Raw genomic sequence first — 15074 nt, 5'->3', positions numbered from 1 at the left:
TAACAAAACAAAAAAGTTATTGTAAACATGAGTAATCCCACTTTTTTTGAGTGAGGGATACGGAAGTCCTATCGTTTAGAGACTAATTATAGTCTCGTTAGGAGCATAATATTGGTGGCCGCCATTGCGGTAGAAGTTCCTGTAAACTCATCACAGCCTCATCGGAGCAATATGTTTCGCTCTGATAAGGCTGTGGGGGGAATAGGGTTCGCATCTTTATCGCAAAGCGGCTGCCTATATTTTGCCTCTATGAGGTTTATTTTTAGTACGCAGAGATTTCCCTATTTTAAGAAAAATTGGGATAACTCATGTTTTTCCTTCTTCCATACCTAGCTACGGACTTAAGTCCTAGGTATGGAAGAAGGATTTTTTTTAGAACCCTCCTCTATCATAGAAAGTATTTCTACGCGAAAGCTTTAATTCTTGTAATAATGCTGATTTTACCCTGATGGTAAAGTTGTAGGTACTAGAACGACCATAATACGGACTGGCAATAGGAGTCCAGTCGAAATTAGCTTCCCAACAGTGTAAGTCTCTATGTATACTGATATTGGTTAATGAAATACCTTTATTGACAAAATCATAACCAGAACTTAGGGTAAAATTCCATTTCTCAGTCAATTTTACATCCCCTTTAAAGGTCAAAGCACTTACGATAGTAGCAGGAGCATAACCCGTTTTGTTCATATTATAGTTGAAACCAAACTGGAAACTCCAAGGCACAGACCAATCTACATAGTCGTTGATATTTCTGTTGATTTGGCTCATTTGCCCTTCAGTACCATTCGTGTTCTGTTTCTTTTTATCAGCACTAGCAGGCTTGAAGCTTTTGCTTATCGAAAGGTTTAAGCTGGCCAACTTTGCAAAACCTTCGCCCAAGTCAATTAACAAAGTGTCTATTCTACGTCCTGAGATAGAGTAACCATCGTTTACATACTTGTATGGGTCTAAAGAACCCCCAAAATTGATGTCAAACTTTTTTACCCTAGAGTTTGCCGAAAAGTTCAAATTAGAAAGTTTAAACTGCGTAGCAAAGAAGTTGTAATTTCCTGTAAACGAGAAATTATCAAGCAACATTATCTTCTCAGATTCTTTTTGAGCCGTATCCGACTTTGCTCTTAACTTGGCTTCTAACGTATTCTGAATCCCGAAGCTAATACCACCCGACTGGCTACCACGGTTGGTTTGGGTAGGATTGAAACTTGAAATGTTCAAGAAATCACCAGGAAGGGTTTCTTGTCCAGCCAAAGCACTTGGGATAGTTTCTCCTTTTTGGTATTTATGAACCCTGTTATTGATTTGAACCGTTTGGTAAAAACCATATTTAGGGTCTGTAAAATCGGGCGTATAATTTATACTTAATGAAGGCGATAGCGTATGACGTATGCCTTGTAACCTACCTTTTTTGAAGTTAATCGTACCATATAAACGGGTATTCATACTCATTGAAAAAGCATAAGTATAGTCTGCATAAAAAGCTCCACCCCGAAGCGTATCAATCTCGACAGCCCCTTTGCCAGCAGTAGTATCTTTACTATAAATAGCAGCCTTATCATTAAAGGCCTTGAAGTTGTACTTATATTTCTGTTGATAAATATTCCCAGAAAAGTTAAAGCCAGGCGTTAAGTTAATATACTTACCAATTTTAATATTAGGCAATGAAATCGGAATGCTGTATTGAGCCTTGAACTGAGCATTTTTTAATAATTCAGGTAAGGTTGATAAATTAAATGGAATTACACCATCTCGTGCCAAGTTAGTACTAGCGTTTGCCGCAGTTCTTGGGTCTATAATTACGGGCTTTGTTGGGTCAAGGTCTAGTGTATCAATCGTTCTGTAAACAGTATAACCAAAGTTATTGTACGAACGGTTGGTTAAAGCTACTTGGTTAGTAATCCCATAAGTACCCGAAAGGTCTAAGCCTACCCTAAACTGGTCAATAAAGCGGTCTGTAACAGCATTTTTCTTTTTAAAAGGCTGGAACTGGTTTAACCCAAATGTATAATTGGTATTTACATTTACCGCCTTAGTTACTGTATTTTGGTCGGCTTGTAAGCTTAAACTAGTACGAATAGTTTGCCCAAAATTTCGTGAATATTGTATGGACGAATTCAAGGCAGTAGAAATATAGCTACTCGTGTTTAAGCTATTGTATTGGCTATTTGAATTACTTTGTAAGTTTACAGAGGCCGAAAAGCTAGAATTTCCACGACTTTGTGGCGAATGAGACCATTGAATACCATAGTCATTTCTTTTTTGTCTGTCAAATTCACTACCGTTGTTACTTTGTCTGAAATTCACGTTGAAAGTACCCGAATAGCGATAACGCTTGATGTATTGAGAATTGGCAGCAACCCCGAAACTACCTTTTGAATAAATCTCTCCAGTAAGGCGTAAACCAATATTAGGACTCAATGCAAAATAGTAGCCACCATCACGCAAGAAGAAACCCCTGCCTTGCGGTTCTTCACCATAAGTAGGCATGATAATACCCGAAGTACCCGATTCTTGCGGAGGTTTATAAGGGAAGAAACCAAAAGGCAAGCCGATAGGCAAAGGAATTTCATTTAATTCAAAATGGAATGGCCCAGCTACAATTTCTCTTTTACCGACTACTTTAATCTTGGTTGCCCTAATATTAAAGTGCGGATGTTCAAGATTACAGGTAGTATAAATAGCATTTCGGATATAAAGGTTGTCTTCATTATCCTTTTTTACTTTCTCACCTTGTATCAAACCATCGCCTTGGGTCGTAATAAGTCCTTTGATAAAGGCCTTCCTACTTTTGAAGTTATACCTGATTTCCTCGGCATCATAAGGTTCACCACCTTGCTTAAAGATGGGTTTCCCTATAGTCTTATTGGTTGTGGAATCTTTCGTACCATGTGCCGACACTTCATTCTTTGCCCAATTGAGCTGAATATAGTTGGCTTCTAGGGAAATATCACCATAAGTAACTTTACCGTCGCCATAAAGATATACAATTTGGTTTTCGGTATCCATCACTGTAGAGTCTTTGGCAGAGTAAACAACGGTAGTAGTGAGGTCACTTTCTTTTTTAAGTGAGTCGGGTACGCTTTTTGTAATACTAAGCTTGGTAGAATCTAAACTAGCAGTATCTTTAGGGATTACTGTATTAGCTTTGCTGGCTTTAGGTTTAAAAGGTTTTCCGCCCAATAATCGCTGAGCAGAAGACTGATTTATGGTTAAAAGCCCCAAAAGTAAGCTAATTAATATACTGAATATGTGGATTGCTTTTTTCAGAAGTCTTTAAAATTTATATTTGTCTTTTATTAATAACGCACAAAAATACTTTATTACTTTTTGAACATAGCGAACCAACCCGAAAATAATGTTAAACTTTGTTAAAGGTTTTTTAATAATCACTTGTATTTGCTCGCTTAGTGGTTTTACTTTTCAATATTCACTCATTGAAAGCTCGACATATCAACCTGTTTTATTACAGACTAGAGTAAGAACAGTAGTGTTGGATGCTGGACATGGGGGTAAAGACCCAGGATGCCACGGAGCAAATAATAACGAGTCTAAAATTGCCCTTAAAATTGTCTTAGAACTCGGGGAAAAAATAAAAGAACAATATCCAGAGGTTAGGGTAATTTATACCAGAACAAAAGATGTATTTGTAGATTTGCACGAACGCTCTGCCATTGCCAACCGTAATAAAGCAGATTTGTTTATTTCAGTACACTGTAATGCACATCGCTCTGCTAAATTGGCTGGAACTGAGACCTACACAATGGGGTTACATAAAACAAGTAGTAATCTTGATGTAGCAAAGCGAGAAAACTCAGTAATTTTGCAAGAGGCTAATTATGAAAAAAACTATAATGGTTTTAATCCTAATTCACCCCTTGGACACATTATGATGGCAAATTATCAAAGCGCCTTTATGATGAATAGCATTAAGTTAGCACAAAAAATTGAAAAACAATTCAAACAAAAATCTGACAGGCATAGTTACGGCGTAAAGCAAGCAGGTTTTTTAGTACTTTGGGAAACAGCGATGCCAAGTGTTTTGGTAGAAGCAGGTTTTTTGACTAATAAAAATGAAGAGCAATATTTAGCCAAAAGCTCGGGACAAGATGAAGTAGCTGAGGCTATTTTTAAAGCATTTAAATCGTATAAAGAAGAAATTGAGGATTAAGTTTGGATTGATAATGTTTTTTTAATCAATAAACCTATTAATAATCAATTGAAAAACTTCAACAGTCATTTATGAATATCTCTAAAGAAACCAAAATAGGCATACTTGCCCTTACATCCTTCGTAATTTTATATCTAGGATTTAATTTTTTAAAAGGTAAAGATTTTTTTACACAGGAAAATAAATATGTCATTATATACAAAGATGTACAAGGTTTAACAGCAGCCAACCAAGTTTCACTAAGTGGAATGAAAATTGGGCAAGTAAAAGAAATAGAATTACTAAAAGGTGATGCAAATAAAGTAAAAGTAGTAATCAGTATCAGGAAAGATTTACAATTGCCCGAAGGTACACAAGCGATTTTAGCTTCCGATGGTCTGTTAGGAGGTAAGTTAATCAGAATTGAGATGGGTAAATCTTCTGGAAAATTTATTGAAGAAGGAGGAACATTAATAGCTACTTCAGAAACGGGTGTAACAGACCTACTCAAAGAAAAAGCTCTTCCATTAATTCAAAACCTAGATTCTTTAACAAAATCGCTTCGTGTAGTTGCCAGAAGTTTTGAAAGTACAGGGATGGTTGTGAATGGATTTGTTAAAAACTCTGACCGTTCGGTAAGTTCTTTAACGGCTTCATTGAACAGTACAATCAGTGAAAACAGAAGTAATTTGGCTGGTATCTCTGCTAATATGAGAACCCTTTCTAATAACTTAATAGAAACAGAGAAAAGCTTGAAACCTTTGATTGGTAAATTTAATACCATGGCCGATTCTTTGAATGCTTTAAAGATAAGTCAGGCAGTGGCAACAACGCAGAAGTCGTTGGATGGTTTGCAAAAAATTATGCAGGGTATCGAAGCAGGACAAGGTTCAATGGGTAAATTATTGAAAGATGATTCACTTTATACCAACCTTAACCGTTCGGTAGCTGATTTAGATAAGCTTCTAATTGATTTCAGATTGGCTCCAAAACGCTATGTAAACATCTCAGTATTTGGTGGGAATAAAAGTACACCTCCTGTGGTTAAGTAATTGTGATTGAGCGAATGAGTGATTTAGTGATTTTTAGGGAACTCGTTCAATGTAAATGGGCTTTCCAATCACTAAATCACTTCAATCGGCACAGGCGTTTGGCTTTTTATTTCGTTGACTACAAATCTGCTTTGTGCATTTCCGATATTCGAGAGCGTCGCTAATTTATGTAAAATAAAATGACGATATTCATCCATATCCCTTACCAACACCTTTAATAAGAAATCTGAACCCCCAGAAATACAATAACATTCTACTACTTCTGGTAAGAGTAAAACATCCTTTTCAAATTGCTCCAGAAAACTAGCTGCGTGTTCTTTCAAGGTTACATCTACCAACACCACCAAACTTTTTCCGAGCTTAGATTTATTCAGAATAGCTGTATATTTTTCTATTACCCCTTCGCTTTCGAGGCGTTTTATCCTTTCGTGAATAGGCGTTGTTGTTAAATTAAGCCTTGCAGCAATTTCCTTATTGGTCATCAACGCATTTGCTTGCAGAAACTGTAAGATTTTTAAATCTATGTTATCTAATGCTGCCATTTTATGGGTAATTAAAGGATTATTTAATGGGAAGTGAATCACTAAAATTTAAGGAATCGGATATCTTTAAGAAATTCTGTAAAACAGGATTGGTATCATCTTTTCGCCAAATAATAGAGAGATTGGTTCGCTCTGGAATATTTTTAAGCTCAATAAACTTTACTTTCATGGCCGAGCTATGCTTATAGGAAATAGGCATCAATGAAATACCCAGATTGTGCTCTACCAATTTTAAAATAGTAGCTCCATAGTTTGATTCATGGACTACATTGGGAAGAAAGCCTTCTCGTTCACAAAGACGCAATAATAAATCATGATAAACAGAACTTGAATTGCGAGGTGGTAAAATAAAATTATCATTTTTTATCTGAGCCAGACTCTTAAAATTATCCTCATTAATTGGATGACACGCTGGCAAAATTAACGCAAAAGGTTCTTTAAAAATAATTTTAGATGTAAGGTCTTTATCAGGATGAAGTTCTCGGATAAAGGCTACATCAATTTCATGTTTCTTTAGTGCTTCAATCACAGAGCTATCTAACATCTCAGACAAGTTTGCTTTGATAGCAGGAAAGAGGAGCCTTAACTCAGATAAAAGCGGAGGAATAACCGAATAAATAGCAGAACCGGGATGCCCAATCCTAATTTCGCCTTCTTCACCCTTATGAATCAGTTGAGTTCTGTGTTTGATATTATCTAATTGAGACAGTATTTTTTGTGCTTCATTATTGAGGTATTCCCCTGCTGGCGTAAGCTTTACATTGCGTTTGTCTCGTTCAAATAGCAATACCCCTAATTCATTTTCCAGTTGTTGAACCTGCCTGCTTAAAGCTGGCTGGGCAATAAAAAGTTTTTCGGAGGCTTTAGAAAAATGAAGCTCGGAGGCAACTCCTAAAAAATAAGATAGCTGTCTAAAATCCATTGTTTTTAATTTTAAAGAGTCAGGAAGTAAAAAAATAGATGAGTGCAGAAGTTTTGACTTATGCCTAAAAAGCATAAGTCGATATAAATTAAGCATTTTTTATTATAAATAGAAAATGGTTTATTTGTAAATATTCTATTATACGTTAAAAAGGGCTTGTTCTTATGAGTAAAAATATCCAAATTCGTGAAGCAAATTACCTAGATATGTCTGTGATTTGTAACATTAGTGAAGAAACTTTTATCGATACTTATGGCGCGCAAAATACTCCTGAGAATCTTGAAGCTTATTTAACTAAGCATTTCAACCAAACACAGATATTAACTGAAATTCAGACAGATGGAACGGTTTTTTTAATAGTAGAAGTTGATAACGAAGCGGTTGGATATGCTAAACTTAGGGTAAACAAAAGCGAATTTGCTGATAGAAATGCCTTAGAATTAGAGCGTATATACGTTAAAAAGGAATTTCACGGGCAAAAGTTGGGAGGATTGTTATTAGAACAATGCTGTGAAAAGACAAAGTCTGTAGGCTGTGACCTGCTCTGGTTGGGTGTATGGGAGTATAATTTGAAAGCACTGAACTTTTATAAAAGTAAAGGGTTTGAAATAAATGGAGCCCATGTTTTTATGTTAGGAAGTGATGAGCAGACCGATTATTTAATGACAAAAGAATTGAATATACTTAAAGTATAAATACTCACACAAAAAGAGGTGTGTACAAACAATATTTACACTATTCGTGTGAATTTTTAGAAAAGGTTAATACACAAAATCCCTACCATTGGTGGGGATTTTTGTTTTTTTGTGAAAGATAGAAATAATTAAATAGTATGCTTGCATAACAAATTTATTTTTATTTAACTTTACCTATATTTTTTATAAAACAAACAACATGAACCGTTCAATTAGAAAAGTAGCCGTTTTGGGCTCTGGGATTATGGGAAGCCGTATTGCTTGCCATTTTGCTAATATAGGCGTTGAGGTCATGCTTTTGGATATTGTTCCGAAAGAACCCAACGATGCTGAAAAAGCCAAAGGGCTTAGCACTGACCATCCTGCGGTGCGCAATCGTATTGTAAACGACGCCTTTCAACAAACTTTAAAAGCTAATCCAGCGGCATTGTATTCTGCATCTTTTGCCAATAGAATAAAACTAGGCAATTTTGATGATAATTTAGCCGAAATCAGTCAATACGACTGGGTAATTGAAGTAATTGTTGAAAATTTAGCTATTAAAAAATCATTATACGAAAAAGTAGATGCTTTACGTAAAGTAGGTACTTTGGTTACTTCCAATACTTCTGGGATTCCTATTCACCTTATGGCAGAAGAACGTTCGGAAGATTTTAAAAAACATTTCTGTGGTACGCACTTTTTCAATCCTCCTCGTTATCTAAAACTATTGGAGATTATTCCAACGCCAAGTACAGATACTGCTGTCATAGATTTCTTGATGCACTATGGCGACCGTTATCTTGGCAAAACTACCGTTTTATGTAAAGATACTCCTGCTTTTATTGCTAACCGTGTGGGCGTGTATTCGATGATGAAAACGATGCAAGTAGTAGAAGAACTTGGATTGACTGTAGAGGAAGTAGATAAATTGACATCCGTAGTGGTGGGTCGCCCTAAGTCTGGCACTTTCCGTTTATCGGATGTTGTAGGGTTAGATACTACCATCAATGTTTCCAATAATTTGTATGCAGGACTAACCGACGACGACGCAAAAGATACTTTTATCTTGCCAGAAATGGTGAAAAAACTGCAAGAAAAGAAATGGTTAGGCGATAAAACTGGTCAAGGATTTTATAAGAAAATAAAAGGAGCGAGTGGCAAATCAGAGATTTTAGCCTTGAACCTAAAAACCTTTGAATATGAGCCTTCTCAAAAAGTAAAATTTGCTGTTTTTGAACAAACAAAAAGCTTGCCTTTGAAAGACCGTTTTGCTGTTTTACTAGCAGACAAAAGCAAAGCAGGGGAATTTTATAGAAAGACTATCTTGGATGGTTTTAGATACGTTACCAACAGAATCCCTGAGATTTCGGACGAATTATATCGCATTGATGCCGCTATCTGTGCAGGTTTTGGTTGGGAAATAGGCTTGTTTGAAACGTGGGATGCTATTGGCGTAGAAAAAGGACTTGCCCTGATGGAAGCCGAAGGCATGAAATCAGCAGACTGGGTACACGAAATGTTGGCTTCTGGCGCAAAGACTTTCTATAAAAGAGAAGGTGGCAAGCGTTTGTATTATGATATTCCAACGAAATCATACAAGGTAATTCCAGGCACGGAATCATTTATTATTCTAGAAAACTTGTCTAATAACATTGTCTGGAAAAATGCTGAAAGCAATGTGTATGATTTGGGCGACGGTATTCTGGCTTTAGAATTCCGTTCAAAAATGAACACCTTTGGTGCTGGCGTAATAGAAGGCATTCAGAAAGGAATCAGTTTAGCAGAAAAAGACTTTCGTGGTTTAGTCATCGGAAACGATAGTACAGAAGCATTTTCAGCAGGAGCCAATTTAGCGATGTTGTTTATGTTTGCTATTGAACAAGAATACGACGAAATCAATATGATGATTGCTCAGTTCCAACAAACCATGATGAGAGTACGCTATTCATCAATTCCTGTTGTTGTTGCGCCACATTCATTAGCTTTAGGTGGTGGTTGCGAAATCAATCTCCATGCTGATAGGGTAGTAGCCTCCGCAGAAACTTATATGGGCTTGGTTGAAGTAGGCGTAGGCTTGATTCCTGCGGGTGGTGGTACGAAAGAAATGGCACTGCGTTGTTCAGATTTATACAAAAATGGTGACCCTGAACTAAATACGTTGCAAAATGCTTTCATGAATATAGCCATGGCAAAAGTAAGTACTTCGGCACAAGAAGCGTATGAGATGAACTATTTGCGTCGTGGAGATGAGATTGTTTTGAATCGTTCTCGCCTCATTGCAGATGCCAAACAAGCAGCGATTGAATTAGCGGAAGCAGGATATACTCAACCTAAAAAACGCAATGACATCAGAGTACAAGGTAAAGCTGGGATTGCGCTATTCAAAGCGGGTGTACAAGGGATGAAAATGGGTAGATATATTTCAGACCATGATGCTAAAATTGCAGAAAAACTAGCTTATGTGATTTCTGGAGGAGATTTGAGTTATCCACAGTTGGTATCAGAACAATATTTATTAGACCTAGAGCGTGAAGCTTTCTTGTCGCTTTCAGCAGAGAAAAAGACATTAGAGCGTATCCAGAGTTTGTTAAATGGAGGGAAACCGTTGAGGAATTAGGAGAGAGATTTGAGCCATGAGCATTAAGCCATGAGCTTTTTTTGCTAATTATTGTTATTCAAAATCACGGTAGCTTAATAGCCCATAGCTCATAGCTCAAGGCTCAAAGCTATACAAAAGCTAAAAAAATGAACGCATATATAGTAGCGGGCTATCGTACCGCTGTTGGAAAAGCCCCAAGAGGTGTTTTCCGTTTTACAAGACCTGATGATTTGGCAGCTGAAGTAATCAAACATTTGGTGGCACAAGTGCCTGCCCTCGACCCTACGCGTGTAGATGATTTGATTGTAGGCAATGCCGTTCCAGAGGCAGAGCAAGGCATGCAAATTGCTCGATATATTGCTTTACTATCATTGCCTAAAAATGTTCCGGGCTTTACCATCAATCGTTATTGCGGTTCAGGTATCGAGGCAATCGCTTTGGCTTCGGCTAAAATTCATGCTGGTCTTGCAGACTGTATTATTGCAGGCGGAGCAGAATCAATGTCGTTAGTGCCTACTACGGGGTATAAAATGGCCTTGAATTTTGAAATTGCACAGAAGCATCCTGATTACTATATCGGTATGGGACTAACAGCCGAACAGGTACGTGAGCAATTTAATATTTCGCGTGAAGAACAAGACGAATTTTCAGTAGCATCACATACCAAGGCATTAGCAGCCCAAGCGAATGGATTGTTCAAAGATGAAATCGTGCCAATTACGGTAAAAGAAACATTTTTTGATGCTAATTCAGGCAAAAAGAAAACCCGTGAATATGTAGTAGATACTGACGAAGGTCCACGTGCAGGGACAACAATGCAAGCTTTAACAAACCTAAAGCCTGTTTTCGCAGCGGGCGGAACAGTAACGGCTGGTAACTCGTCACAAACATCTGATGGGGCGGCTTTCGTCATGGTAATGTCGGAAGCAATGGTTAAAGAACTTAATCTTGAACCTATCGCTCGCATGGTCACTTATGCTACTGCTGGCGTAGAGCCACGCATTATGGGCATAGGTCCTGTAGCAGCTATCCCATTAGCGTTGAAAAAAGCAGGATTGAATATCAATGATATTGATCAAATAGAGTTAAATGAAGCCTTTGCAGCACAGTCGTTAGCGGTAATCAAGGAATTAGATTTAGACCGTTCGAAGATAAATGTAAACGGAGGGGCTATTGCTTTAGGACATCCGCTAGGCTGTTCAGGGGCTAAGCTTTCTATACAATTATTTAACGAAATGCGTCGAAGAAATCAAAAATACGGAATGGTTTCAGCTTGCGTTGGTGGTGGACAAGGCGTAGCTGGTATTTATGAGTTATTGTAGTTGTTAGATTTACTAATTTGAAAAGAAAGGGCAGGGTTTACTTGCCCTTTATTTATTTATCACTAGCGAGTATCGATTATCCGAAAGTATATAAATAGCTGATAATCAAGGTGTTTATTCCTAGTGAGGGACTTAAGTCCCTCGCTAGGAATAAATAAAAATTTGACTTGATTCTGTTATAATCTAAACTCAACACTACTTCCCATAAACCAACTCTCCAATATTCTGCACATTAAACATCACACCCTCTTGTGAATTTCCAAGAAAGGAAATTACTATATCATCGTCTGGATAAATAATTAAATACGAACTACTGCTAAAGGAATCGCCCGCGTGATACCAGATGCGATGTCCATTTTTGTCTTTACCTGTATACCAACCAATACCATAGCCCGTTGCTTGTTTGTCAGTAGTATATTGGCTTTCAAAAAGTGTCTTTTTGAGGTTAGCGTCGAAATAATTACCATGCAATATTTCATTCCCTAATGTTACTAAGTCTTTAGCCGTTGATAAAAGCCCACCGCCCGAATATTTATAACTTAAATCTCCCAAATCATTTTCTTGTCCCGTTGCATCATAAAATTTACTTCTATTGTTGATAGTACTTTTTATATCGTCTCCACAAGTAGAGGATAGTTTTAAAGGTTGCCAGATATTTTTAGCCATATACTGTAAATAACTTTGACCGCTCGCACCTTCAATCACCGCTCCAATTAAATTCCAGCCAAAACTAGAATAATGAAATTGCGTATTCGGTTTAAAAAGCAGGGTATCATCTTTAAATACTTTTAGGGCTTGAATGGCATTATCAAAATGTTCGGTGCGGATATAATCGTTCAAATCATCCTCTTTATAATCACGAAAACCAGCTAAATGACCAGCCAATTGTCGGGTAGTAACCGTATATTTTTTTGGCGGAAAATCGGGAAGATATTGTTGGATAGGAGCATCTAAATCAAGTTTCTTGTCTGACATAAGCTTGATTAATGCAAGCGAAGTGATCGCTTTTGAGATACTATTTATCCGAAAACGGGTAGAATCCGTAACAGGAATATTGTTAGCAACATCTGCATAACCCAAATTAATGGAATACCTGATTTTATTGCCTTTGCTAATGCAAAGCTGTAGTCCGTTCATACCGCTTTCATCGATAAAATCCTTGCAGCTTTTTTCTATAAGGCACTCAATCGCATCCTTACAAGGTATTGCTGGACTTGCTTTTACTTCTCCGCTCAAGTTTGCCTGATTACTCATAGTAAGGTAGGCTGTAACAATACCCCTTACTTTTTTCCATTCTCCTAAACTTGTTTCTCTGGCAAAACAAGTATAACGATTGTTATTGGAGGTAGATATGCCAATGAATGTACCCGGTAAATCTATTCCTCCTCTCATAATTTTTTGATTAACCACCTTCTTGCCTTCAAACTCTACGGTATCGGTCTTTAGTCTTTCAGGGTACTTTTGCATAAAATCTCTATAACCATCAGCAATAGCTGTTCTGTCGTGTAAATCAAGTATTTGTTCAAAACTTACAAAAAATGGTTTTGTGATTAAGTAGTTCAAATGAGAAAGGTCAAAAGTTAGCCATCCATTTTTCATAGAAGATTCTACGATAATACTTTGTTGGAGTAGGTCTTCGCTAGGTTGACCAGTCAAACTATCAACAGCATTTAATCGAATCCTGAACTTAAATGACTTGAGGTTGTTTCTAAATATTCTGAGGCTCACTTTTTCTAAATAAGCAGGAAAATCAAGCCCCTTTTGAATATACTCCTCTTTGTTTTCGATGAGTAATGCAATACAATGCCCAGCATAAGTGGTGTCTGGTTCATAGGTACCACCATTAAAGGTCTTATTGCCTAGTTCAAACGTTTTATTTTTCTGTTTAGTAGCATTGACAGTAACGGAATTCAGCAATGTAGATTTTTCATTCAAAAGAATATTAATATCTTTTTCATGTACTAACAATGTTATCGGAATCCTTCTTTTTCCAAAGCCAAGGGCTGAAAAAGTTAAGGTATCTGAGCTCAATTTTTGAGGAATAATGATTAAAAAGCTTCCATCAGCATTAGAAATAGTACCGATCTTTGATTTTTCAACCCCGATATTAACGTAAGGAATAGCTTCTTTAGAGTTTTTATGCAACGTTTTACCCTTGATAATTTTTTGTCCAAAACTCAGTTTGGATAGCAATAATAAAAAGATAAAAGAAAGAAAATATCTGTTAGACATATTATATCGTGTTAGCCTGTAAAAAAACGAAAAAAGCTTTTAAGTCTTTCATATTGAACACGATATTTTAGAGAAGGAGATTCATGTTATAAAATAAAAGCTTCAAAAAATGCCTAATTGACATTCATTGAAGCTTTTACTTATTAAATAAGGAGTGTTAAATAGTCTTAAAAACGATATTGATAAGTGAATTAAAGTGCTTGTAAATACTTTAGTTTAAGCTCATCACTCACAACTCTCAATATTATAAACCTATTACCCCTGTTATTGATAATGATACCGATACATTGCTATTAGATTGTACTGCAATGGTATTTAAATCTAATGCACTCGATATATTCAATAACGCATTTAATGTCAATGAAGAATTAGCATCGCCTGAAGGCTTATAAGAAGCAAAGTGTATTTCATAATTACCTTGTTCCAAGAACGATACTTTAAAATTACCGTTTCCATCAACTATTGAGCTTGAAACAGCATTTTTAAATTCTATTGAACTATCGCCTTGTCCTTTCGCTTCAGTGCTTGGATTAAATTCTCCTTTTTTGTACACATAGGCTACCACTTTCCCCATCATCGTAGAATTATATCCGTTTGCATGACCTGTGATAGTACCTGTAGCACTTTTGTTTACTACTCTTACTGACGACTGCAATTCGCCATAAGTAACAAATGAATAGTTTTTCTTAGCATTTTCTTCATAGGTTTTAATGGCTTTTCGTAAATCGAAATCAACCATTAAATCAGTAGTACCCGTTTCACTAACTGTAAAAGGCTTACTGTTTACATCAAGCGAGTTTCTAGCATTTCCAGAAATGGCTAATTTGCTTTTAGTCCCGTCTACTTTTGAGATATAAGTACCTGGGGCATTACCAGCTTGGTCTTTTTCATAGTCAAATACGAACGTTAGTTTACTATACGTACCCGTTTGGAATTTACCATCAACCAATGTCAAGAAAGTACCATTGTTAAGTTCAGCAATATTTACTGTTTTTGGTCCTTGAAATCCATCATATCTTTTTCCATCTAATCTTACTTCTGTAATTGTTACAAAAGCACCGTTAATTTCGGCATTGTCAATCGGAGCATCAGTAATACCTACTTTTACTTGTCCTTTTGGCGCATTAGGGTCTTGTTCAGTAGCTGCGGGCGTTACGTTATCGTCATCTTTACTGCATGACCATTGTAATGTAATAATTCCCAAAGCCAATAAAGCATACATAAGGATTTTTCTAGTTTTCATAAGACATTAAAGTTTAAATTTGGACGTTTGATTTTCAGGGTTTTCAGTTAAATTTTTAGGGTTTTTAGTCAAAGGTTTTTCTGATTGCTGCTCTTTCGCAGTGTCTAATTTGCCTGTTTGTATAATCAACGTAAAAGAAATGTACATGAATGTAGGAACTACCTATTGATGTGATGGCATAAAAAAGAGGTGTATTTTTTATAAATATTTGATTATTAGGCATTTATAAAAAAAAACTAACATTGTGCTTCACATCATTGTGTGATGAAAAAATGAAGTTTTAGGGAACCAATCGTTTTTGAAAGGAAAATTAATAAATATGAGAATAAATGATAAATTGA

10 protein-coding genes are annotated in these 15074 nt (G+C 36.4%); 5 read left to right on the top strand and 5 right to left on the bottom strand.

Going from position 1 to position 15074, the window contains the following annotated elements:
- Window positions 1–372: 372 nt before the first annotated feature.
- Window positions 373–3219, bottom strand: a complete 2847-nt coding sequence (locus AC1RNE_RS08955; protein ID WP_492800649.1) for a putative LPS assembly protein LptD — start codon at window positions 3217–3219, stop codon at window positions 373–375.
- A gap of 133 nt (window positions 3220–3352) precedes the next feature.
- Here AC1RNE_RS08955 and AC1RNE_RS08950 point away from each other — a divergent pair, with 133 nt between their 5' ends.
- Both AC1RNE_RS08950 and AC1RNE_RS08945 read left to right on the top strand, forming a co-directional pair.
- On the top strand, window positions 3353–4165 hold the full coding sequence (locus tag AC1RNE_RS08950) for an N-acetylmuramoyl-L-alanine amidase family protein (RefSeq protein WP_492800648.1): 813 nt from the start codon (window positions 3353–3355) through the stop codon (window positions 4163–4165).
- A gap of 71 nt (window positions 4166–4236) precedes the next feature.
- Window positions 4237–5196 carry an MlaD family protein gene (locus tag AC1RNE_RS08945; protein ID WP_492800647.1) on the top strand — a complete coding sequence of 320 codons (960 nt, stop codon included), beginning with the start codon at window positions 4237–4239 and terminating at the stop codon, window positions 5194–5196.
- A 71-nt stretch (window positions 5197–5267) separates the two neighbouring features.
- Here AC1RNE_RS08945 and AC1RNE_RS08940 read toward each other — a convergent pair whose 3' ends face one another.
- Together AC1RNE_RS08940 and AC1RNE_RS08935 are read right to left on the bottom strand one after the other, a co-directional pair.
- Window positions 5268–5738, bottom strand: a complete 471-nt coding sequence (locus tag AC1RNE_RS08940) for an Lrp/AsnC family transcriptional regulator (RefSeq protein WP_309913206.1) — start codon at window positions 5736–5738, stop codon at window positions 5268–5270.
- A 19-nt stretch (window positions 5739–5757) separates the two neighbouring features.
- Window positions 5758–6660 (bottom strand): LysR family transcriptional regulator, encoded by a 903-nt coding sequence (locus AC1RNE_RS08935; protein ID WP_492800646.1) that lies wholly within the window; start codon window positions 6658–6660, stop codon window positions 5758–5760.
- Between the two features lie 164 nt (window positions 6661–6824).
- Here AC1RNE_RS08935 and AC1RNE_RS08930 point away from each other — a divergent pair, with 164 nt between their 5' ends.
- The 3 genes from AC1RNE_RS08930 (at window position 6825) to AC1RNE_RS08920 (ending at window position 11258) form a co-directional block, all read left to right on the top strand.
- The gene (locus AC1RNE_RS08930; RefSeq protein WP_492800645.1) at window positions 6825–7355 is read left to right on the top strand and encodes a GNAT family N-acetyltransferase; all 531 of its coding nucleotides are present in this window, start codon (window positions 6825–6827) and stop codon (window positions 7353–7355) included.
- Window positions 7356–7554: 199 nt separating this feature from the next.
- Entirely contained in the window at window positions 7555–9954 is a 2400-nt protein-coding gene (locus AC1RNE_RS08925) for a 3-hydroxyacyl-CoA dehydrogenase/enoyl-CoA hydratase family protein (RefSeq protein WP_492800644.1), read from the top strand.
- 128 nt (window positions 9955–10082) lie between these two features.
- Window positions 10083–11258: an acetyl-CoA C-acyltransferase gene (locus AC1RNE_RS08920; RefSeq protein WP_492800643.1), complete on the top strand. Its 1176-nt coding sequence runs from the start codon at window positions 10083–10085 to the stop codon at window positions 11256–11258.
- A gap of 195 nt (window positions 11259–11453) precedes the next feature.
- Here AC1RNE_RS08920 and AC1RNE_RS08915 read toward each other — a convergent pair whose 3' ends face one another.
- Both AC1RNE_RS08915 and AC1RNE_RS08910 read right to left on the bottom strand, forming a co-directional pair.
- Entirely contained in the window at window positions 11454–13490 is a 2037-nt protein-coding gene (locus AC1RNE_RS08915) for a serine hydrolase (protein WP_492800642.1), read from the bottom strand.
- 244 nt (window positions 13491–13734) lie between these two features.
- A complete protein-coding gene (locus AC1RNE_RS08910; protein ID WP_492800641.1) occupies window positions 13735–14733 on the bottom strand; it encodes a DUF4382 domain-containing protein in 999 nt (332 codons plus the stop codon).
- Window positions 14734–15074 lie beyond the last annotated feature (341 nt).

It is taken from the genome of Arcicella sp. GW822-FHT02H01, from assembly GCF_058802005.1.
The sequence above is the reverse complement of the archived record's forward strand: the minus strand, read 5'-3'. Positions and strand labels throughout refer to the sequence as shown.